Consider the following 19,972-nt stretch of genomic DNA (forward strand, 5'->3'; position numbering starts at 1 on the left):
GCTTTCGGGGAACGATGGAGGGCGGTCGCTCCTGCCGGGAGCCGCTGCCGTGGTCTTGGTCACGGTATTCCTGATCATCCTCCTGCGGGTCGAAAATCAGAAAGCGATCATCGCGCTGCTGGCCCTTGGTATCGGCGCCGTTGTCGCGGCCAACCGTCTCGGATTGCTGAAGCCCGTTGCGCACAGTTTCAGCGAGCGGGAAGACGCGCTGGGGCTGCTCGCGATTGTCGCGGCGCTCGCGGTTGGGGCGGTCTTCCACGAAGACCATTTCGTCCTGCTGCTTGTCTGCACTGTGGTGCTTTACACCGTCGCGACACTTGGGCTGAGCATCCAATTCGGCTATGCGGGGGTGCTGAACTTTGCAGGCGCCTCGTTTTTTGGCATAGGCGCCTACACCGCTGCCGTGCTCAATCAGCACACCGCCATTCCGCATTTGCTCGTGCTGCTGATTGGCGGGCTCATGGCGGCGCTGATCGGATCGCTCCTCCTGCTGCCCGTCTTGCGCACGCGCGGTCACTACGCGGCGGTGGTCACCATCGCGTTTGCCCTCCTGTTCAAGACTTTTCTGGAGGTAAACGACGTCCTTGGAGGTCCCCAGGGGCTTCAGGTGCGAGGCATGACGATCCTCGGATGGTCGTTCAATGACAATATCGAGATCGGTGGGGTCGAGCTGTCGTTCTATCTCAATTATTTCGTCATAAGCATGATGATCGTGGTCTTGGCTTTCGTGGTCGTACGACGGCTCGAGCGGTCCTGGATCGGCCTCAATCTCGATGCGCTGCGGCTGGACGAGACCGCTGCCGGTTGCTTCGGACTCAATATCGTACGTTGGAAGATAACGGCCTTCCTGCTCGGCAATTTCCTAATCGGCGTTGCCGGCACGTTGCATGGGATGGTCGTCGGCTTCGTCCAACCCAACAACTATACGTTCGCCGACTCGCTCGTTTTTGTATCGATCCTGCTGCTCGGGGGCATCGGCAATCCCTGGGGCGTGGCCGTGGCAACCGTGATCGTCGTCATCGTTCCGGAGAAGCTGCAGGTCATCCAGGAATATCGCTTTCTGCTCTATGCCGCGTTGGTCATGATGGTCCTGCTGTTCCGGCCCGAGGGCCTGTTGCCGCGGCCGGTGCGCAGATATTTCCCCGGATGGCGGCCATGACGCAAAATCCCGCGCCGCGTGAAGAAATGCCGCTGGTGCTCGAGGCACGGGGTTTGACCAGGCGTTTCGGCGGCGTACTGGCTCTCGATCATCTCGACTTCGATGTTGCACGGGGCGAGATTGTTGGCCTGATTGGCCCGAACGGCTCCGGCAAGACCACATTCTTCAACGTCATCACCGGGATCTACAGGGCAGACGCAGGTCACGTGTCATTGGACGGCGCCGAGATTACACGGGCCACCCCGCAAGCCATCTATCATGCAGGAGTGTCGCGCACCTTTCAGCGTTCGCGGCTGTCCCTGCCGCTGTCGATCTTCGACAACATCATGATCGGCAACCACAAGCGCCTGAACCAGGGCCTGTGGTTCAACCTCGTCAGGCGCCAAGCATTCAAGGCCGAATTCGAGGAGAGCTTTGCCAAAGCGCAAGCGCTGGTCGAGGTGTTCGATCCGCCGCTCGCTCGGCGCATGCTGGAGCCGGTCGCGGGCCTGCCCATGATCGACCGCCGCCGCATCGAGATCTGCCGCGCGCTGATCAGCCGCCCCCAGCTGCTGCTGCTGGACGAGCCCTCCGCCGGCATGACGCACGAGGAAACGAGCCAGCTCATGGACGATATATTGGAAGTGCGGAAGCGACTCGACGGGCTTTCGATCGTGATCGTCGAGCATGAGATGGGTGTCATCGAACGCATCACCAATCGCTGCGTGGTGCTCAATTTCGGCCGCAAGATCGCCGCTGGTACATTCGCGGAGATCGCCGCCGACCGAATGGTGCAAGAAGCGTATCTGGGTCTGCAATGACAAACGACGAGGCCAACGCGCTCGTGATCGAAGGCGTCTCCACCGCCTATGATCAGGCCAACGTGCTGGAGAACGTCTCGCTGACGGCAGCGTCGGGCAAGATCACCTGTCTCCTCGGTTCCAACGGCTCCGGCAAGACCACTTTGATCCGCTCGATCCTCGGACTGACGCCACCGAACAGGGGCAGCATCCGATTCGGCGGTGCGGACCTTGCGGGACTCCCGACCCACCGGGTGATCGCGGCCGGCATTGCCTGTATTCCCGAAGGTCGGCGGGTATTCGCGAAGCTCACGGTCGAAGAAAATTTGCGCATCGGCGCTTATCAGGAGACATCGGACGCGGCTGTTGCGCAGCGCTTGGCGCATGTCTATGCCACCTTTCCGCGGCTCGGCGAGCGCCGCGATCAGCTTGCCGGCACCATGTCGGGGGGCGAGCAGGCGATGGTCTCGATTGGCCGGGGACTCATGCGCGCGCCGAAGCTTCTCCTCATCGACGAGCCTTCGCTCGGCCTCGCGCCCATCCTGGTGCGGGAGAACTTCAATATCATCCGCCGCATCAACCAGCAGGGCATCACCGTATTCCTGGTCGAACAGAACGTCCATCAGACGCTCGCGATCTCCGACTACGGCTACGTCCTCTCCAAGGGCCGCGTCGTCGCCGCTGGCGAGCCAGGCGAGCTCAGTCAAACGAAGCAAGTGCACGAGGCGTACTTTGGATAATGGTTCTCACTTGTTGAGATGATGCGGCGATCTGGTCGGCTGTACGACAGTCAATTGGCCCAACCACGAGGGTGCTGGCGCGCAACACCGAGGGGTTGTTTCGTGCCGCGACCGTCAAAGCAGTACAGCGATGGGATGACATACGCCTCGGATCGCAAAGCAGGTTGCTCCCCAATCGTCGTCCGCTTCGTGTCAAAACCGGAAAAACTCAACGTGAGTATATTTTTTCCGCTTTGCCCCTGAGAGCGGACATTGCGCAATGCAGTCGGCGTGTCCGTTTCAATCGGAGGACATGAGGGTCGATAGCCGATCTCGACCGTCAAATTTATCCAAAGCTGATTGCGTCCAGGCGTGCCGCGCACCGCATGCGGATGCCTGCCCCAATTGCACCCGAGGTTTTGGCATGATTCGGCCATCGTCGGTTCGCTTCGTCCTGAAACTCACACAGCAGGTCGAGTCAGGGACAAAGGCCCGGTGCTCCAGCCCGGGCCTTTGTGCTGGCGTCGCCGCGACGCTGGCGGGCGCCGGAGCAAATGGGGCGGGGATGGCAAAACGACTGCGCGGGCCCCTCTGGGGCCGCATGTCGCCGCAGGCGGCGGCCGAGCACCTCTGGGCGCGGAAGGGCTCCGGCGCCTTCGGCTTCGCCCGCGAGCGCGAGGCGTCGGCCTTAACCGGCGACATCGCGCGCTTCTGGTCGAAGGTGAGGGAGGCGCTCGACCGACTGGACGCCAATACGACGACAGACGGCTGGTCGATCTAGTCGGGTCGGCGCGGTGCTTCACCCATCGGGCCTAATGAATCTTTGCCGCACTCGCTGCGCACCTCCGGATCCATCGCATTTAGATCTTCGAGCAGGTGGCGCTCGAATGGATCGCCCACATGCTGAGGCACGCCTGCGGCTTCGCCCTGGGGAATCTCCCCAGATCCACCTACTTGGGAGCGCTCAAATTCCGCGATTGCCGTGCTCTCCTCGTTGGGCTTCTCCGAGAATCCGCGCAGGAAGATGAGTCCGCTGCAAACGATGGCGAGGCCAATGACAATCAGCGCGATACCTAGAGCATCCATTTTTCGACCGCCAAAACGGCTACCAATGAAATGCGAACAGGTTCAAACGAATGGGTCCGGCCAGTCGGTTCGAAATCCGACAGAGAGACGCTTTTGCGCTCGCACTGTGGGAATTAGGACACCATCGGCGGCGCCGCGGCGTGCCCCCGATGCAACGCGAGCGACCAGGAAACGGCGCCGACGTCAGGCCGGATCGGCAGAGCGTGGAGTCGCAATTCCCGGCCCTGGTGACTATGTGAGGGTATGGAGAAGCCGAGAATTAGAGCGCTCCGGCAAGCTCGGCTGTACGGATACCTTATCGACCGAACTGACAGGCTCTACTACCCCGGCGGCAGTCATCCTGTTTGTAGCGTGCAGACTGCGCAGGAGATGGTCAGAGCTGGGTGGCTGGTACGCCGCCCAGATGGCAGATACGAGATTACACCCGCTGGACTGCGCGTGCTGGAATTAGAGCACCCAGCGGCCTGATAAGCCCAGATAGCTGCGAGACGGAGCCTGCTTAGCCCTGACGCCCTTCAAGATCGCCGCCGCCGCGCGTCGGCGCACGCCGCATCTACGGGCGTCGCGGCGAAGGTTCGCGACGACCTGCGACGGCAACCTGATGATGCACGTGTTCCGCTCGTGGTGCTTCTGCTCTGTCATATCGCGATGAGCATCTTCACGCGCGAGATGGCACCGAGCACCGCGAGGCCGATGAGGCCGATTGCGATAGCCGGGAAGAGCGCCGCGACGATGAGAGGATGCGGGTTCGCGAATTGTGCGGCGGCCGAGAGCGCGCGGGTCAACGATCTGATAGCGATGATCATCAGGCCCTATGGCTCTCGATCCTGGTCGACGTCGACCGTCACTGTTTGGGTAAAATCGAGAGGGCCGCCGGAGATGGTATGCGACACCTTCCTGACCACGCCGGTAATCAGTCTAGATTCTGGAAATCCCTCGACACCGCCGATCCGGATGCGCTCGCCGTTGCGGATGGTGGCGAACGGCGTGTCTGACACGATCGCGACGCTGTCGGTGTGCTGTCGCTGCCACTCCAGTGGCGAACGTTAATGACAAGTCTATGCGTGATCTTCTTGATCTTCAGTTCTTCGATTCGCTCTTGGTTCATTGCTTAACCCCCTCAGTTATTGGGCCGCCCCCATTATCAGCGGGCGCCCGCCCGCCGGCAGGGCGGCTTCGGCTCAATCGCCCAGCGCGTCGGCCTTCACTGGCGGCGCGCGCAAGGGGGGTGGCGGAGTGGGCGAGGGGCGGCCGAAAAAATTTGAAGGCCGGTGGGTGCGTGTTGTTGCCAGTTAGGGAGTTAGCCCTGATTGGATTCCGGCAGCTGCGATCTCGAGCTCCTTAGCTTCGGCATTCATCCAAGCTCGCAACCGGCCAACGTCCTGGTTTGCGCCGTAGTGTCGGAATCTAACGGCCCACCACAATCCCTTTCCGTGACCGATCGCGAATAGTTCATTGTAGAGCTTCGGATTTTTAGCTGCCCATGCAGGATCTATCTCGCGTAGGTCCTCCGCAAAATTCGCAATTTCGCGATCGATGCGTCTGAGCTCTTGATCGACTAACATTTGATCGTGGGGCGAAAATTCACTCATCGTTGCGGGCTTGCTCTGCAAGTACTCCGCAAAAATGCGCTCCATTGCAGCGATACGAATCATCCGCGCGCCTATTTGAGCAGCACTGACTTTGCGCTTTTCCCTCGTCTCTAGATCGCCCCTTTTGATCATGAAAATTGCGAGATCTTTTATCGCTGTGGCTATTTCACCCAAGCTCAATTCTGCGGCCCGAAGAACGGTTGGTATCGGAGATAGGAGAGATAGGACCAAGAAAATCGATGTCCGCCGACTAAGAGTTGTAATCATAGCGTGCTCCGATTTTAGCGAGAGTATTTGCGTTGCCGCGCTTGTTTGCAAGTAACCCCGTAGCATCATCCTAAAAACAGTCGGCGTGCGGGTAACTGTCCTCGGTCTTGGCGATGATCTTGGTGAGCCGCTGGTGCGTCCCATCGAGGTCGTGGGGCCGAGCGTTTGAGCGCGCGCCTCTTGCCCAACATTCTCGGACACACGCATCGTGAAATAAGGGTTTGCTTCCTTCCACTTCTTCGGTCTGACCACGGGCACTGCACGGCCCCGCCGGCCCGAGGCGCCGTCCCTGGTCCATCAATCCACGCCGTCCCCGCGCAAAGCGCGTCTATCCGCGAGTCTGACTGGCATGTTGCCGCAGACGGGTGTGCCCGCGCGCTTGTGGCGCGACCCGGTACCGGAGAAGCGCCGCCTGAGCGAGCGCGTTTACTCGGCCATGTCGTCGCGGATCGTTTCGATTTGGGGATTCTGCTGCCCCGGGCTCGTGGCATAGCTTCGCCGTCACCGGCAAAGCCATGTCCTGGCAACACGGACGGAGTCGTTGCTTCGGGGCATAGACGGATTGACGAAACCTCGGTGTGTCAATCACTCCAAAGAGTGGTTTCAGTCTCGCGGACCGTTGGCTAGGGCAGTCGTGGCCGAGATGAAGGAAGCGGGCGTGCTCATCTTCGCCGCGGGAGTAGATGAAGATCTGAGCAAGGCTTTCAGTGCTAATAACATCAGCGGCGAACTGCAGTTTAGCGAAGGTCGGTATTCCAACGCCCCGGAGTATCTCGGTGGCTTCACGGTCGTTGATGTCTCCGAGCAAGAGTCGGCGAAGTTTTGGGCCGGCAAGCTCGCAATCGCTTGTGGTTGGCCGCAAGAGGTCCGGCCACTCCATGTGTGACGGCTGCAGGATGTGAGTCCGAACTTACGCTGAGGTCGATGGCTGAACGTCTCGCGTCGTTCATGATGACTGGCTTGGGTCACAAGCGGCGGTGGAGGCCAGCATAGACCGACGTCCGGTCTGCCTCTGTCGGCCGACATGACAACGGCTTAAGCGCTGTTCTGCGTGAGGAGAACCCGAGGAGACTATTCGGAGGCCGGCGGAACTCAATGGCAACGCCAGCAACGGGAGCAGCCGTGCCCAACCATAAATGGGCGTCTGGTCGTTATTGGACCGCTGCCCTTGACCGAGACTGCCTTGGCTCTACGCTCTCGTCTGCGCGATCTCGCAATGCTGAAACTTGCGAGCAGACCTGGGATGCGATTGCCCAGCGGATTGGCAAGTCCCGCTTCGCTCCCGATCGATGAATCAACAGGTCAAGCGCGTTCGCGCTGAATAGGAGGTCGGCTTTGGATTGACAGGAGGGAACTATGACGTATCGCATCGTCGTCGTCGACTATAGCCCCGATCGCCTTCACCACCTCAAGGCTCGCCTTGAGGAAAAGTTTCCAGACAAGACGGAGGTCGTCGCTCTACAAACCTCCCGCAACGGGAGCAATGTCGATACTAAGAAGCTAAAAGAGTTGAAGGAAGCCGCAGGAAAGCGGTTTTGGGGGTGGGGGCGCCCGCACCGGATTGATCTCCTAATCGGGCATATCGGCGGAAACCCCTCAGGCTACGACTGCCTGAAAAGCTTCAAGGAATCCAATCCTGCGGGCAAAGCGATCCTCTACACGAAAATGGAGACGCTACCATTAGATCAGTTTAGGGGACTAAGACTTGCTAATGAGGTTGTTAGACGAGCGGAAGATGAAAGGCGAGTCTTCAAGAACGATGCAGAGATGCTGGATGTTGTGGATCGAGTCCGTGGCGAACAGCCGATTGTGCTCCCGACCAACCCGTTTAAGGCCCCACCTGTGATTGCCGCGATGATTGGCTTTGGCAGTTCGGTGGTTGGCCTGGTCGCCGCGGTCGCAAAATTACTCCTCGGATGATTCGTTTCTAGGATTGAATGTCGGAAACGGGTCATGAGCGCCGTTTGGGCGGCCAGGCCGTCACTTCCGGTCTACCCCGAACAGCAGACGTTGTGACCGGCTGTTGGCAGGTCTCTGAAGGGCCACAAGCGGAAGTCGGCTCTCTATTCGATAACTTCATCGGCGTGGGCTAGGAGGCTTTCGGGTAATTCCAAGCCGAGCACTCTCGCGGTCTTGCGGTTGATGATGAATTCAAATTCGGTCGGAGCTTGCACTGGCAGGTCCGCCGGATTGGCGCCGCGCAAAATTCGATCAACATAGGATGCCGCGCCTGCATATATTTTATTGAGGTTTACTCCATACGAAACAAGACCCCCTACATCGCAGAATAGTCGTAGGAAGTAGATCGCGGGCAACCTGCACTTAGCAACAAGCGCGGTCATTTCCTTCCGTCGTGCGGCAGTCAGTGCGTCAGGTAGAAAAATAAGACCAGCGTTCCGCGCGTCTTGGAGAGATACGATTAGCCGTTCTATGCTGGAGCTATCGCCGTGGGGCGTCTCCACCGAAACCACTCCGAAGGTTTGTGCGGCGGCCTTTATCGAAGCGAGAAACGCAGCAGAGTTATTCCCTGGTTCCGGGTTGTAGATAACGCCGATTCGCTCAATCTGCGGCGCGATTTCCTTCAGCAGGGAGACCCACTTACCCCCGAGAGATGGTACAAAGGCAGTGAAGCCGGTAACATTACGACCGGGTCGCGCGAAAGTCTCTACATAGCGCATTCCAATCGGATCGCTGACCATCGCGAATACGGTCGGGATGTTAGACCCCTCAGCTTGCAGTGACGCCATCGACGTGTTGGTAACCGCGAACAAGACATCAGGCTTCAACGAGATCAATTCGCGCGCGCACTTGCGGCTCTCCTCAGTATCGCCATCGCTTATGCAATAGTCTATGAGCAGGTTCTGACCCAACAGCCATCCTTTCTCCTTCAACACTCTTTCGAGAATTGGCCTGCTTAGAGGGCTAGCTAGGAGCGCACCCACGCGGCGGACTTGGGCCTGAGCCCCCGCAGCAAATGGGAGGATTGCTACGGCACCGCTGAAGGCTATGAATTCTCGCCGTCGCATGCGTCGCTCCCTCTAGGGATCACGCCAGTGGGAAGATCAGCTTAGCACTTTTTTCATGAGACTATACCGGGTGCAATGACTGCTTCGGGTCACAAGCGGCGGTGGAGGCGAGCATGGACCGGCGTCAAGTCTGCCACTGACAGCCGACATGATAACGGTTTAAACGTTGTTCTGCTTGGGGCTAGAGGACGTCGCTATGAGTTGGCGCCGGTGGCTTCATGCGTTCACACTCGACCAGAGGCGCCGGGCGCCGCCCTAACTGCTGAGCCGCGGTCTTCTGGCGGCCATCGGCGCATGGCTGCTCTTTCGCGCAATCCGCGGTGAGCCGCACCGTCACGATGCTTGTCCGTGGGACTTGTGGCGGGTCTCGTACCGTGCCCGCCTCACGTTGTTCGCGATGGTCTACGCCCTGGCAAACGGTGTCCCAGCGGCCGGCGTTGCCTTCGCCGCCGCGATGCTGCTGGGCGTCGCCCTGACGCTCTGCGTCGTTGCGTTGCTGACGATCTTCGCACGCGAACGGCGCGTGTGCAGCTGGACCCGGCATGGCGGGACCCTAGCCCATCTGTCCCGTCTCCTGGAAGGTGCCACCGGCGTCGCCCTGTTGCTGATCGGTCTCGCGCCGTTCGTTTGGTTGTCTGACCGCGAAGGATATGTCCGTCGTATCAGCGCCGACACTGAAAACGCTGCACTTTGAGGACAAGGACCGACAAGAACGCCATGGCGGTGAAGAGGCCGTTGTTTTTCCGCCCTTTCGACCCATGGTGGTTGGCACTGACCCCAAAGGGGAGTAGCTTCGCCGGACGGTCGTCAGGACGAAATCTTGATCTCCTCATCGTGCCGCCGGGCGCCCAAGGCGTTGCCGATCGTCGTCCCGACCAGAATAGGGTCACGATTCTGCTGAGGGAGGAGCGAATGATGCAATCCGGGCAATTCTGGATCATCACTGCGGCCGCGACGTTGCTGCTCAGCGCAACCGCAGCGCATGCGGATACGACGTCCGTTAAGGCGTGGCAGGTTGTGCGCGTCGCGAAGACCGGCGCGCACTGCGTCGACGACAAGAACTGCATGAACCGCATGCACCCGGCCATCAAGCCGGTGAGTCGCGCCAACCCCAGTCAGCATATCGTCTTTGAAACGCGCGACGCCTTCGACTCCGACTTCAACCTCGGCTCCAAGCCTGAGGATGTGTCGGCGGCCGATCTCAATCTCGTCCATCCGCTGACCGGCCCGGTCTTCATCGAGGGTGCCCAGCGCGGCGACGTACTGGCGGTGACACTCCTCGACGTACAGCCGGACGACTACGGTTACACCGTGATCGTCCCGGGCTTTGGTTTCCTGCGCGATCGCTTCACCAAGCCGTTCATCGCCAATTGGAAACTCAACCGCAAGGAGGCGGTCTCCGACCAGATCCCGGGCGTCGTCCTCCCCTTTAACGGATTTATGGGCACGGTCGGGGTGCTGCCGGGCCAGCCCGAGGTGGCCACGATCCTCACGCGCGAGGCGGCGCTGCAGAGCGCGGGCGGCGTCGTGCTGACTCCGCAGCCGCTCGGTGCGCTGCCGAGCGATGTCTGCGGTCAGAACGGAAGCAGCAAGAATGAGTGCCTGCGCACCATTCCGCCGCGCGAGAACGGTGGCAACATGGACATCAAGCAGATGGTGGTGGGCACGACGCTGCTGCTGCCCTGCTTCGTGGACGGGTGCGGGTTGTTCGTCGGCGACGTCCATTTCGCGCAAGGTGATGGCGAGGTCTCCGGCACGGCGATCGAGATGGGGGCGACGGTCACGCTGGTCACCGAGATCCGCAAGGCGCAAGCCGCGAAGGTCAAAGTCCCGCACTTCGAAGGCGGCGATCAGCTCATCCGGTTGGCGCCGACCGAGTTCTACGCCACCACCGGCTTCCCGCTGAAAGCCAAGGGCCAGATCCCGCCTTACCATACCTACCTCGACAGCCAGAAAATCGGCCCGCTCGAGAACCTCTCGGAGGATCTGATGCTGGCGGCGCGCAACGCCCTGATCGAGCTGATCGACTGGATGGTTGTCGAGAAGGGCCTCACGCCGGAGCAGGCATATGTCGTGGCGAGCGTGGCCGCCGACCTGCGTATCGGCAATGTCGTCGACGTGCCGAACTACGCAGTCTCCGCCATCCTGCCGACCACCATATTCCGCAAGTAGTAGCGTGTGGCATAAGATCGAAGGTCCTGAGGTTGGCGGGAGGCCGAGCCGCCGGGAACTCCTCCGAACGGCGGGGGCCGGCGCCGCAGCCATGTTCCTTTGTGGCCACGCACCCTATGGCCAGTGGGGCGTCTACCGCCGGCGCCACCTGCTGATCCTGACTTCGCGCGCCGATCCTCCCTCGTTCGAGCTCGGCAAGCGGGTAGCTGAGGTCCTCGCGGATCGCTTGCCGAGCAGCAAGGCTCAGGTGAGCAGGGCGCCGCACAAGGAGCGCATCGCCAGTCTGATCAGCTCGCAGCAGTTGGACGTCGCGCTGATGCGGCGCGACGATGCGGCAGCCCTTCGACAAGGGAGGCTCCCCTTCGCCGAGCACGGACCAGTCAAGCTGTTCACCGTCGTCGGCATCGGAGAGTATTTGTTCGTCTGCCGCGACGACTTTGCAGCACGCCATGCCTGTTTGATCGCCGAAGCGTTGGACAAGAGCCGCAGCGCCGAATTGCTGCTGCCGAGCGGTTCGTCCGCCGAGCCACCCGACTCGCGCATCCCGCTGCATCCTGGCGCTCTAGGTTATTTCACGGGCGCGCCCATGCCGGGCCTCGAGCCACATGCCCATGAGGATCACACCCACGAGGTTGATGTCCCGCAATGAGCCGCGGCCCTAAGCTGGAGGCCGCCCAGACCTCTGCTTCTTCATCATTGCGAGCCTCGTCGCGCCCTCGCAGCATTTAAGAAAAGGGTCAGAACCGGGCGTCCTCACCTGCCTGGCTTCACGTCCGTTTTAGCCCCGAGACCGGCCGTCAGCGGCTCCAGCAGCCAAGTCGGCTACGGCCTGGACCGGACGTGAGCCCTTAATTTGGTGGTATGATCGAAGTGTCAACATGCTCCTTATCAGCCCGTCGAGTTGCAAGCTGAGGCACCATGATCCGTCTTTTGCTGTTCGTGTTCCTTTCGATTGTTTTCGAAGGCGTGGCCCTTGCGGAATCGGGTCCCGTGTTCTCGGACACCGGTCCTGACGCGGAGGCATATGGGGCTCTGAAGGGATATCCGGTACCACCCTTCGAATACCCGCCGGGGTCCCGGCAGGACTTTTTGGTTGGTACGCATAGTCATTTCGACAAGCTGCACTCGATGCGCGCCGTTCAAAAACCGGCGATGCCGTCGGTTTTGAAGCGAGCTGCCGAGGAGATCGTTGCAGTCTACCATTACGACGGTCGGCAAAAGACGATCGGCGATTATCTCGATACGCACCCGGTGACGGCCCTGCTGATCGCGCGCGGTGATACGATCCTGTTCGAACACTATCGCTATGCCCGTAGCGATCGGGATCGTTTGCTCTCGAACTCCATGGCTAAGACGATCACGGGACTGCTAGTCGGCATCGCGATCTCTGAAGGAGCAATTCGCTCGATCGACGATACGGCGGCCACCTATGTCCCGGAATTGGAGGGCACAGCGTACGGCGCTACCCCGTTGCGCGCTCTGCTTCGAATGTCGTCGGGTGTAGCTTTTCTAGAGAGAACGTATCAGCCAGACGAGGACATTTTCCGATTGCACATGGCGTTGCTGGGGAATGATGCGGTGGGTGTGATCCCCGCCCTTCGCCAATTCAGTACGCGCGACGCGCCACCGAATACACGCTTCGCCTACGCCAGTTCGGAGACGGAAGTGCTTGGCCTCGTTGTCAGCCGCGCGGTGCACATGCCGCTTGCCGATTATCTGGCGACGCGGATCTGGCAGAAGCTTGGTGCCGAGTCCGACGCCGCTTGGGCTATCGATTCCACGGGGCAGGAAGTGGCTTACTGCTGCTTCATCGCCACACTACGCGACTGGGCACGCCTGGGATTGATGTTGGCAAATGACGGTGGCTGGAACGGTCAGCAGATTGTTCCGAGGCAGTGGCTTCTCGATGCAACGGTGGCGCCACGGGACAGTTATCTACGCAACACGATTGCCCAGTCCTGGGGCTACGGCTATCAGGTCTGGTTGTTACCGGGTGAGCGGCGGATGTTTCTTCTCCTGGGCATCCATGGACAGGGTCTCTTCGTCGATCCCGAGTCGAAGCTGATCATGGTGCAGACGGCGGTTCGCAAGGTGCCGATCGGGGACCCCAAATCGCCCGAAGCGATGGCCTTGTGGTATGCGGTCGTGGCGCAGTTCGGACATCGTTAGTCCCAGTGGCAACTTTGTCCGCCTCGGAGCAGAAGCGGACTTTCGGAGATGGCCGTAGGCACGCACCCTTAGGGTCAAAAGGCGACGTTCTTGCTGCGTCCTACCTTGGTCTGCTCCGCCTCTGAGAGCGGACGCCGATGGCCCCAGCGCTTATGCCAGACACGCTTTCGCCTAGGTCAAATGGAAATGTGACAGTTTGGTCGTACTTCAAAAAAGAGTCTGCGTGGCCTGGCGGTCCGATCACCGCCTTCTTTCTCGTCCTTAGGGGGACAACACAACACTTGAAGGAGACGCGCAATGCCACGAAGCCCAGACGAAACTCAAATACGCAGGCTGATCGAGCGGTGGGCAAGAGCAGTGCACGCATGCGACATGGATAGCGTTCTTGCCGATCACACCGACGACATCGTGATGTTCGATGTCCCTCCGCCGAATGAGGTGCGCGGCAAGACGGCGTATCGCGACACATGGCCGCCTTTCTTCAAGTGGCAGAAGCAGGGTGCCACGTTCGAGATCGTCTCGCTCGACGTCACCGCTGGCAATGATGTCGCCTTCGCGCACGCGTTGCTGCGTTGCGGGACCGTGGAGGAGCTCGAAATGAATCCCGACAACCGCCTGCGTCTCACGATCGGCCTGCGTAAGCAGGGCGGCAAGTGGCAGGTCGCGCACGAGCACCACTCCTTTCCGTTGCCGGCATCGGAATAGCCGCAGATGTGGTCAAACCGGCCTGAATTGGAAAGCTCGCTCCGAGTTGCGGGATTGGGCGAGTGGGCGCCAAGGCTGGCTCAGTTGGCACGACGCTGTATCATCCTGGTCCCGGGCCCGGTTGACGAAGAAGTCAACGCACAAATTGGAACGTGTCGCCTCGGTGGCGAACCCGACTTGCCTCTCGACGTCAATTGGCCCACGAGGCCGCCGTTCATTGAGGAAGCCGGCTATGCCGGTCCTTACCCCGGCAACTTGATGCCGGCCGCTGGTACTGGCTCCACCGGCTCTTCAGCACAACGCGCTGGAAAGATTCGATAAGGGAGTGGGAACGCTCGCAGCAAGCCGAACGGAGCATCCGCAATCGCACTTGGCCGCTGAGCTTTATTGCCCAGGTTGATTTTGCCGAGGTCCATGCTGCCCACGCTCTGGGTGGCTTCACGCCGGCGCAGCAGACCGCGGTGCTGCAGTTCCTCGCCGATGGCGGTCTGGCCGAGATTCGCCCGAACCAGAGCGTTGATCTCGACGGCGGTCGCCGGTTCATCGCGGTGGAGACCGACCGCCTCTACTTCCTCACGATCAACGGCGAGCGCTTCGATTGGCCCAGCCGTACCGTCTCCGGGGAGGTCGTCTGGAAGCTCGGCAACATCGCGACGGAGGACGAGCTGCTGCTGACGCGGGTCGATCAGCCGGACCGGATGATCGAGCCGCGTGAGGTCATCGACCTCGGCCACCACGGCACCGAGGCGTTCGTCAGCCGGAAGCCGACCTGGAAGCTGAACGTCCAGGGCGTGACGCTGGAGCTGCACCTGCCGACCATCGTCGTTCGCGACGCGATGCAGAAGGCCGGGTTCGACATCACCAAGGCTTGGCAGATCTTCCTGATCGTGAAGGGAGAGCCCAAGCGCGCGGTGAACCTCGACTACACGGTCGACCTGCGGACGCCTGGCATCGAAAAGATCCGTCTGACGCCGGCCGGGGTCCACAACGGGGAAGCTGCCGCCAAGCCGCGGCGGCAGTTCGATCTGCTTGAGGTCGACGAGAAGCACCTGGATGCTCTCGGCTGCTTCTGGGAAACGGTGATCGACGTCAACCGTCGCTGGCTCCTGATTCACCACTATCAGGTGCCGGCCGGCTACGTGCCTCAGATCGTCCTGCTCGCGCTCGAGATCCCGCTCACCTATCCCGGGGCGCAGATCGACATGTTCTATACCAGCCCGCCGCTACGGCTGACGTCGGGCAGGGCGATCGACCGGACGCAGGTCTCCGCCGTGATCTGCGGCACGCCCTTCAACGGCTGGTCGCGTCACCGCGGCCGGGAGGCTCCCTGGAACCCGAACAGCGACAACGTGATCACTCATCTCGCGCTCGTCGAGTCCGCGATCGCCAAGGAAGTCGGCCAATGATTTCCCCGACGTTTACCCTGACAGGCGTTCTCTATGAGCGCCTTAAGGCGCATCTCTATCCAGGTGACGGCAAGGAGGCCGCGGCGATCGTGGTGTGCTCACGCACGCCCGGGCCGCGGCTGCGCCTTCTCGCTAAGGACCTGATCCTCATTACGCACCGCGAATGCCGCATGCGAGAGCCGGACGAGATCTACTGGCCCGGCGAATACCTGGAGAAAGCCATCGACCAGGCCGAGCCCCTGGGCCTCGCCATCGTCCTGGTGCACTCCCATCCCGGTGGGCTGTTCGCGTTTTCGGCTGCCGACGATGCGAGCGACCGCATCGTGATGCCGTGCCTGTTCGAAGCGACCGGAGATCTGCATGGCAGCGCCATCATGACGCCAGATGGCGCCATGCGTGCCCGCCTGTACGACCGCCAAATGAAAAAGACCGCCGTCGAGATGGTCAGCGTGATCGGCCACGATCTCCAGTTTTTCTGGGAACGAGACGCCCGCGACCGCGGCGGGCGCGGCGGCCGATGGCCTTCTCCTCCGGTATGACGGCCGAACTTGGCCGGCTCTCCGCGACCGTGATTGGCGTGTCCGGGACCGGCTCGATCACTGCAGAGCAGGGCGCGCGAATGGGCTTCGGGCACAACCAGTACGTCGAATTCGACAAGGTTGAGTTGAAGAACCTGAACAGGATTCTGAACTCCACCTTGGCGGACGCCAAGAGAGGAAGGCTGAAGGCCGAAATGTTCGCCGAAGCAGTCGCAGGTTATCGCGGTCCGGGAGTGGCATGTTCCGTGCCGCTTTCCATCGTGACGCGCGACGCAGTTCTCGCCGCGAGCCAATCGGATGTGCTGTTCTGCTGCGTCGACACGTTGGAGGCCCGCCAACTGGCCGACCTCATCTCAAGTGCATTTCTCATTCCGCTATTCGACGTCGGCGTCTCCATCCCGACGCGCAAGAGACCTGACGGTTGCCCGGCAATCGCCGACGTCTGCGGCCGCATCGACTACGTCCAGCCCGGACGTTCGACGCTGCAAGACCGCGGCGTGTATTCGCCCGAAACACTCCGGGCAGAATATCTGGAGAGGTCATCTCCGGAGGCGCATGACGTGGAAGTCCGGGAAGGCTACATCAAGGGCGTGGTTGAGCAGGCGCCTTCCGTCATTTCGCTCAACATGCGTGCTGCCTCTGCCCTCATGAGCGAGTTCATGGCGCGAGCATACCCGTTCCGACACGAACCGAACCAAAAGTATGCCCGCACCGAGTTTCGCCTGGCATCGTGCGAAGAAGAGTTCACGGGGGAAGCCGACGCGCTCAACTGCACGTAGCAATTTGGTCGGCAAAGGTTAGCCGCGTCAACTGCGACTATTGTTTTACCCGTGGATTTCGATCGACATGGTGGCCACGGGGACGGGCGTGAAGATGCGGTTGGTCGCTGGTGCGCGCCCGTCGTTCATCAATTTCCCTAGCTGACGACCTTAGAATGTTCAGGAACCAATGTACCGGGGATATGTGCGGCTGACTCTTGGCGCCACGTCCCCTTCACCCTCAGCGTGGCATGGACCCGTGGGCTGCCGTAGCATCCCCCGCTGTTCTGATGGACCTGTCGGATCGCAGCCAAGAGCGCGGCATTGGTGGTTGTCCGTGCGCTCACCGGACGCCCACGCCAAGCGTAATAGCCGGCCGCCGAGACCTCGAGCACAGCGCACATCAGCCGCACCGGATGGGCATCGCGATGGTCCTCGATGAAGCGGGAGCTCATGTCCGGGTTCCGGCAAAGATCGCGATCGACTTTTTAAAATGTCCCGCTCCATGCGCAGCCGCTCGTTCTCCTGGTGCAGCCGGGCGATCTCCGCAGCCTGGTCCGCCGGCATCGGCGTCGCCTGCGTGGTGGAGCGCCGCGCCACCGATGCCGGCTCCTGCGTACGAGGGCAGTCATTGTGGACGTCGAGCACGCTTGCCTCGTCAACTTTGCTTGCGAAGCTCTGATGAGAGAGATTTCTCGTCGTCCAACTTTGTCCGGGGGCAACGATACCAGATCGATCCTGTTCACGAAGCCGAGGATGAAGAGCGAAGTCAGCACCGGGCGACGATCTGCGCCTTGATCATCGGCGATCAACCGGTAGACTAGACTGGACAAAGCTCAGGCGGCGTACAACAACGGAGCAGGCGAGGAAACCGATGGCTCTAAACAGCGGCAAGCCGGATGCGGGCTCACCCGCGGGACCGGGGACGGCCAGCTATGCCGCCATGGTTGCACGTGCCAAGGCCCTGATTCCAGAATTGCGCGATCGCGCTTCAAAGACGGAGCAGCTCCGCCGCCTGCCGCCGGAGACCGAACGTGATTTGCATGACGCCGGCTTGTTCCGGATCGTGCAGCCCAAGCGTGTCGGAGGTGCCGAACTTGACTATATTGCTCTGGTCGATTGCTCCGACGTGTTGGCGCAGGCGGATGCTTCCGTAGCATGGAACTTCGCCAATCTTGCCAGCCACCACTGGATGCTGGGTATGTTTGACAACCACGCGCAGGATGCGGTCTGGGGCAGGAATGTCGATGCGTTGATCGCCTCGTCCTTCATCTTTCCAGCCGGGCGCGCGAGAAAGGTGGAGGGGGGATACGTTCTGCGCGGTCATTGGCCTTTCTCTTCGGGTGTCGAGTCCTGCGACTGGAACATGCTTGCAGGCGTGGTGTCCTCGGACGATGAGGCTGAGGGTATCGAATATCGGATATTCCTGCTCAACCGGAGCGAATACAGGATCAACGACACCTGGAATGCGACGGGCCTGTGCGGTACCGGGTCGAACGATGTACGGGTCGAGGATCGCTTCGTTGCGGAGAACATGACCATCGCAGTCAGCGATCTGACCGGCGGACCGACGCCCGGAAGCGCCGTCAATCCAAACGCGCTCTATGCGCTACCGGTATTCTCGCTATTTCCTTACGTATTGTCGGGCGTGGGTTTGGGCAATGCGCAAGCCTGTCTCAATGATTACGTCGAGTTCGCGCGGCATCGGGCCTCGACCTACAACCGGGCCAAACTCAGCGATCTGCAGACTACCCAAATCAAGATCGCGGAGGCGTCCGCCAAGATCGATGCGGCTCGTCTCGTGATGCGTACGAACTGCATCGATGCGATGGTCGAGGCGAGGCGGGGCCATATTCCCGACCTTGCGGTCAAGACGAGGTTGCGGCGGGATGGCGCCTTCGCAGTGAACCTCTGCACCGAGGCGGTCTCGCTGTTGTTCGCGGCAAGTGGCGCGCGCAGCCTGTTCACGTCAGGCGCGTTGCAGCGGCAGTTCCGCGACGCTCACGCCGTGAATTCGCACCTCGCATTCAATTTTGATGCGGCAGGAACCAACTATGGACGCGTGGCGCTTGGCCTGCCGTCCGAAAATCTGACGCTCTGAGGCCCGGCGGATGTCTGATGCACCCAAACATCCGGCCGATCCGGCCAATGAACTTGCCAGCGGCAACTCGGCGATTGACCCGCGGGATTTTCGCAATGCGCTCGGCACATTCGCCACCGGCGTCACCATTGTCACGGCAATGACCGTGGACGGGAGGCCGTATGGCGTTACCTGCAACTCCTTTGCTTCGGTATCGCTCAATCCGCCGCTGGTGTTGTGGAGTCTCGGGATGTTTTCGCAGGGGCTTACGATCTTCCAGAATGCCAGCCATTTTGCGGTCAATGTTCTCGGAGCTTCCCAGCAGCCGCTGGCGTCGCAGTTCGCAAAGTCGTCGGATGACAAGTTCGCCGGCGTGAACTGGACGCCGGGGCTTGGCAATGCGCCGGTGTTGACCGATTGCGTCGCCAATTTCCAATGCCGCGCGGCCAATCGCTATTACGGCGGCGACCACATCATCTTCCTCGGCGCCGTCGAGGCCTATGCCTATAATCGACAGGAACCCTTGTTGTTTGCGCGCGGTAGTTTCGGCCGGTTCATTGCTGGAGATGACAGTAAGGCCTCGTGAGCAACCGCCGAAGCTCGTTGGACCTTCGACGATCCTGCGGCAGACATCAAATCTAGATCTTTGCCATCTCTGCGCGATACCAGTCGCCAATCTCGCTGGCTGTCATCAGGGCCACGCCATCGTGACCCAGAACATAGTCGAGCAACGCCTCCAGATACTTGATGCGATGCGGCACGCCCGTGATGTACGGGTGAACTGAGATCGCCATGATCCGCGCGTTCGATGCGCCTTCTAGATATAGCCGATCGAACTGGTCGGTGCAGCGTTTCAGGAATTGCTCGGAAGAAAGTTGCTGCAGTGCGTGGATGACGATGTCGTTGGTTTCGACCGAATAGGGGATCGTCGTGATGGTCCCGTGGGGCGTGGCGATGTCCTGCGGCAGATCATCGATCACCCAATCCGCGACGTATTCGATGCCGTTGAGACGCAGCAGATCGAGGGTTTCCTCGGTCTCGGTGAGGCCGGGGCTTTCCCATGATCGCGGAGGCTTACCTGCAAATGTTGAAATTGTCTCGACCGATCGTTTGATCGCATCCGCCTGATTCTCGACTTTGTGCATCGGCCCCTGCACGAAACCGTGGCCCATGAATTCAAAGCCGGCGTCGAGCGCCGCGGATGCGACCCGTGGGTAGGCGTTGCAGACATTGGCATTGAGCGCCAACGTCACCGGTATTCTGCGATCCGTCAGTGCCTTGAGCTGTCGCCAGAAGCCGGCGCGCATCCCGTATTCATGCCAGGACCAGTTCGGCACGTCGGGCAATAGCGGCTGGCCCATCGGCGGGCTCAGCACGGTGCGAGGCATCGCGTTCTCGATCCGCCACTCCTCGACATTGAGGATGACCCACACCGCGAGTTTCTTGCCGCCGGGAAGCGTGAGCTTCGGCCTGTCGACTTGTGCTTGATAGGGAATGCGATCGCTCAGCGCCACG

General features: G+C 60.8%; 24 protein-coding genes. 17 read left to right on the forward strand and 7 right to left on the reverse strand.

The window, feature by feature from the left end:
- Positions 1-49 precede the first annotated feature (49 nt).
- From V1278_RS15135 to V1278_RS15150, 4 genes are all read left to right on the forward strand, one after another.
- Positions 50-1,159, forward strand: a complete 1,110-nt coding sequence (locus tag V1278_RS15135; protein ID WP_334367119.1) for a branched-chain amino acid ABC transporter permease — start codon at positions 50-52, stop codon at positions 1,157-1,159.
- Complete coding sequence (locus tag V1278_RS15140) at positions 1,156-1,959, forward strand: ABC transporter ATP-binding protein (protein ID WP_334381316.1); 804 nt, start codon at positions 1,156-1,158, stop codon at positions 1,957-1,959. Before V1278_RS15135 ends, V1278_RS15140 begins: the two co-directional genes overlap by 4 nt.
- Positions 1,956-2,678: an ABC transporter ATP-binding protein gene (locus V1278_RS15145; RefSeq protein WP_334367121.1), complete on the forward strand. Its 723-nt coding sequence runs from the start codon at positions 1,956-1,958 to the stop codon at positions 2,676-2,678. The genes V1278_RS15140 and V1278_RS15145 overlap by 4 nt, the downstream gene beginning before the upstream one ends.
- 544 nt (positions 2,679-3,222) lie before the next feature.
- Positions 3,223-3,438 carry a hypothetical protein gene (locus V1278_RS15150; RefSeq protein ID WP_334367122.1) on the forward strand — a complete coding sequence of 72 codons (216 nt, stop codon included), beginning with the start codon at positions 3,223-3,225 and terminating at the stop codon, positions 3,436-3,438.
- Here V1278_RS15150 and V1278_RS15155 read toward each other — a convergent pair.
- The 4 genes from V1278_RS15155 to V1278_RS15170 all read right to left on the reverse strand — a co-directional run bounded on the left by V1278_RS15155 (position 3,435) and on the right by V1278_RS15170 (position 5,509).
- Entirely contained in the window at positions 3,435-3,743 is a 309-nt protein-coding gene (locus tag V1278_RS15155; protein ID WP_334367123.1) for a hypothetical protein, read from the reverse strand. The genes V1278_RS15150 and V1278_RS15155 overlap by 4 nt on opposite strands.
- A gap of 638 nt (positions 3,744-4,381) precedes the next feature.
- A complete protein-coding gene (locus V1278_RS15160) occupies positions 4,382-4,549 on the reverse strand; it encodes a hypothetical protein (RefSeq protein WP_334381317.1) in 168 nt (55 codons plus the stop codon).
- A gap of 6 nt (positions 4,550-4,555) precedes the next feature.
- On the reverse strand, positions 4,556-4,741 hold the full coding sequence (locus tag V1278_RS15165) for a hypothetical protein (RefSeq protein ID WP_334381319.1): 186 nt from the start codon (positions 4,739-4,741) through the stop codon (positions 4,556-4,558).
- Between the two features lie 294 nt (positions 4,742-5,035).
- Entirely contained in the window at positions 5,036-5,509 is a 474-nt protein-coding gene (locus V1278_RS15170) for a hypothetical protein (RefSeq protein WP_334381320.1), read from the reverse strand.
- Between the two features lie 727 nt (positions 5,510-6,236).
- Here V1278_RS15170 and V1278_RS15175 point away from each other — a divergent pair.
- The gene (locus tag V1278_RS15175) at positions 6,237-6,488 is read left to right on the forward strand and encodes a hypothetical protein (RefSeq protein ID WP_334367127.1); all 252 of its coding nucleotides are present in this window, start codon (positions 6,237-6,239) and stop codon (positions 6,486-6,488) included.
- A 470-nt stretch (positions 6,489-6,958) separates the two neighbouring features.
- A complete protein-coding gene (locus V1278_RS15180) occupies positions 6,959-7,522 on the forward strand; it encodes a hypothetical protein (protein WP_334381322.1) in 564 nt (187 codons plus the stop codon).
- A 143-nt stretch (positions 7,523-7,665) separates the two neighbouring features.
- On the opposite strand, the gene V1278_RS15185 is transcribed toward V1278_RS15180, so the two are convergent.
- Positions 7,666-8,493: an ABC transporter substrate-binding protein gene (locus V1278_RS15185; protein ID WP_334381324.1), complete on the reverse strand. Its 828-nt coding sequence runs from the start codon at positions 8,491-8,493 to the stop codon at positions 7,666-7,668.
- Positions 8,494-9,025: 532 nt separating this feature from the next.
- On the opposite strand from V1278_RS15185, the gene V1278_RS15190 reads away from it, so the two are divergent.
- The 8 genes from V1278_RS15190 (at position 9,026) to V1278_RS15225 (ending at position 16,398) form a co-directional block, all read left to right on the forward strand.
- Positions 9,026-9,322 carry a hypothetical protein gene (locus tag V1278_RS15190; RefSeq protein ID WP_334381325.1) on the forward strand — a complete coding sequence of 99 codons (297 nt, stop codon included), beginning with the start codon at positions 9,026-9,028 and terminating at the stop codon, positions 9,320-9,322.
- Positions 9,323-9,645: 323 nt separating this feature from the next.
- On the forward strand, positions 9,646-10,800 hold the full coding sequence (locus tag V1278_RS15195) for an acetamidase/formamidase family protein (RefSeq protein WP_334381326.1): 1,155 nt from the start codon (positions 9,646-9,648) through the stop codon (positions 10,798-10,800).
- 91 nt (positions 10,801-10,891) lie between these two features.
- Positions 10,892-11,449 (forward strand): hypothetical protein, encoded by a 558-nt coding sequence (locus tag V1278_RS15200; RefSeq protein ID WP_334381327.1) that lies wholly within the window; start codon positions 10,892-10,894, stop codon positions 11,447-11,449.
- Between the two features lie 269 nt (positions 11,450-11,718).
- A complete protein-coding gene (locus V1278_RS15205) occupies positions 11,719-12,969 on the forward strand; it encodes a serine hydrolase domain-containing protein (RefSeq protein WP_334381328.1) in 1,251 nt (416 codons plus the stop codon).
- 297 nt (positions 12,970-13,266) lie between these two features.
- Positions 13,267-13,674, forward strand: a complete 408-nt coding sequence (locus tag V1278_RS15210; RefSeq protein WP_334381329.1) for a YybH family protein — start codon at positions 13,267-13,269, stop codon at positions 13,672-13,674.
- Between the two features lie 461 nt (positions 13,675-14,135).
- Positions 14,136-15,080 (forward strand): multiubiquitin domain-containing protein, encoded by a 945-nt coding sequence (locus tag V1278_RS15215; protein WP_334381330.1) that lies wholly within the window; start codon positions 14,136-14,138, stop codon positions 15,078-15,080.
- On the forward strand, positions 15,077-15,619 hold the full coding sequence (locus V1278_RS15220) for a Mov34/MPN/PAD-1 family protein (RefSeq protein WP_334381331.1): 543 nt from the start codon (positions 15,077-15,079) through the stop codon (positions 15,617-15,619). Before V1278_RS15215 ends, V1278_RS15220 begins: the two co-directional genes overlap by 4 nt.
- Positions 15,598-16,398: a ThiF family adenylyltransferase gene (locus V1278_RS15225; RefSeq protein WP_334381332.1), complete on the forward strand. Its 801-nt coding sequence runs from the start codon at positions 15,598-15,600 to the stop codon at positions 16,396-16,398. The genes V1278_RS15220 and V1278_RS15225 overlap by 22 nt, the downstream gene beginning before the upstream one ends.
- A 137-nt stretch (positions 16,399-16,535) precedes the next feature.
- Here V1278_RS15225 and V1278_RS36965 read toward each other — a convergent pair whose 3' ends face one another.
- Entirely contained in the window at positions 16,536-16,832 is a 297-nt protein-coding gene (locus V1278_RS36965; RefSeq protein WP_442894633.1) for an IS3 family transposase, read from the reverse strand.
- 38 nt (positions 16,833-16,870) lie between these two features.
- Between V1278_RS36965 and V1278_RS15230 the strand changes: the two genes are divergently transcribed.
- The 3 genes from V1278_RS15230 to V1278_RS15240 all read left to right on the forward strand — a co-directional run bounded on the left by V1278_RS15230 (position 16,871) and on the right by V1278_RS15240 (position 19,043).
- Positions 16,871-17,059, forward strand: coding sequence for a hypothetical protein (locus V1278_RS15230; protein WP_334381333.1), 189 nt, complete (start codon positions 16,871-16,873; stop codon positions 17,057-17,059).
- 192 nt (positions 17,060-17,251) lie between these two features.
- Positions 17,252-18,478, forward strand: coding sequence for an acyl-CoA dehydrogenase family protein (locus V1278_RS15235; protein WP_334381334.1), 1,227 nt, complete (start codon positions 17,252-17,254; stop codon positions 18,476-18,478).
- 10 nt (positions 18,479-18,488) lie between these two features.
- On the forward strand, positions 18,489-19,043 hold the full coding sequence (locus V1278_RS15240) for a flavin reductase family protein (RefSeq protein WP_334381335.1): 555 nt from the start codon (positions 18,489-18,491) through the stop codon (positions 19,041-19,043).
- A 52-nt stretch (positions 19,044-19,095) separates the two neighbouring features.
- On the opposite strand, the gene V1278_RS15245 is transcribed toward V1278_RS15240, so the two are convergent.
- On the reverse strand, positions 19,096-19,971 hold the full coding sequence (locus V1278_RS15245; RefSeq protein ID WP_334381336.1) for a polysaccharide deacetylase family protein: 876 nt from the start codon (positions 19,969-19,971) through the stop codon (positions 19,096-19,098).
- Between the last annotated feature and the right edge of the window lies 1 nt (position 19,972).

Source organism: Bradyrhizobium sp. AZCC 1577 (assembly GCF_036924575.1).
GTDB lineage: Bacteria > Pseudomonadota > Alphaproteobacteria > Rhizobiales > Xanthobacteraceae > Bradyrhizobium.

Excerpts from the sequence above, each read along its gene's own strand:
- V1278_RS15155 (WP_334367123.1), bottom strand. The coding sequence starts at position 3,743 with ATGGATGCTCTAGGTATCGCGCTGATTGTCATTGGCCTCGCCATCGTT.
- V1278_RS15205 (WP_334381328.1), top strand. The coding sequence starts at position 11,719 with ATGATCCGTCTTTTGCTGTTCGTGTTCCTTTCGATTGTTTTCGAAGGC.
- V1278_RS15190 (WP_334381325.1), top strand. The coding sequence starts at position 9,026 with ATGGTCTACGCCCTGGCAAACGGTGTCCCAGCGGCCGGCGTTGCCTTC.
- V1278_RS15200 (WP_334381327.1), top strand. The coding sequence starts at position 10,892 with ATGTTCCTTTGTGGCCACGCACCCTATGGCCAGTGGGGCGTCTACCGC.
- V1278_RS15230 (WP_334381333.1), top strand. The coding sequence starts at position 16,871 with ATGTCCCGCTCCATGCGCAGCCGCTCGTTCTCCTGGTGCAGCCGGGCG.
- V1278_RS15210 (WP_334381329.1), top strand. The coding sequence starts at position 13,267 with ATGCCACGAAGCCCAGACGAAACTCAAATACGCAGGCTGATCGAGCGG.
- V1278_RS15220 (WP_334381331.1), top strand. The coding sequence starts at position 15,077 with ATGATTTCCCCGACGTTTACCCTGACAGGCGTTCTCTATGAGCGCCTT.
- V1278_RS15225 (WP_334381332.1), top strand. The coding sequence starts at position 15,598 with ATGGCCTTCTCCTCCGGTATGACGGCCGAACTTGGCCGGCTCTCCGCG.
- V1278_RS15160 (WP_334381317.1), bottom strand. The coding sequence starts at position 4,549 with ATGATCATCGCTATCAGATCGTTGACCCGCGCGCTCTCGGCCGCCGCA.
- V1278_RS36965 (WP_442894633.1), bottom strand. The coding sequence starts at position 16,832 with ATGAGCTCCCGCTTCATCGAGGACCATCGCGATGCCCATCCGGTGCGG.
- V1278_RS15235 (WP_334381334.1), top strand. The coding sequence starts at position 17,252 with ATGGCTCTAAACAGCGGCAAGCCGGATGCGGGCTCACCCGCGGGACCG.
- V1278_RS15145 (WP_334367121.1), top strand. The coding sequence starts at position 1,956 with ATGACAAACGACGAGGCCAACGCGCTCGTGATCGAAGGCGTCTCCACC.
- V1278_RS15240 (WP_334381335.1), top strand. The coding sequence starts at position 18,489 with ATGTCTGATGCACCCAAACATCCGGCCGATCCGGCCAATGAACTTGCC.
- V1278_RS15140 (WP_334381316.1), top strand. The coding sequence starts at position 1,156 with ATGACGCAAAATCCCGCGCCGCGTGAAGAAATGCCGCTGGTGCTCGAG.
- V1278_RS15180 (WP_334381322.1), top strand. The coding sequence starts at position 6,959 with ATGACGTATCGCATCGTCGTCGTCGACTATAGCCCCGATCGCCTTCAC.
- V1278_RS15150 (WP_334367122.1), top strand. The coding sequence starts at position 3,223 with ATGGCAAAACGACTGCGCGGGCCCCTCTGGGGCCGCATGTCGCCGCAG.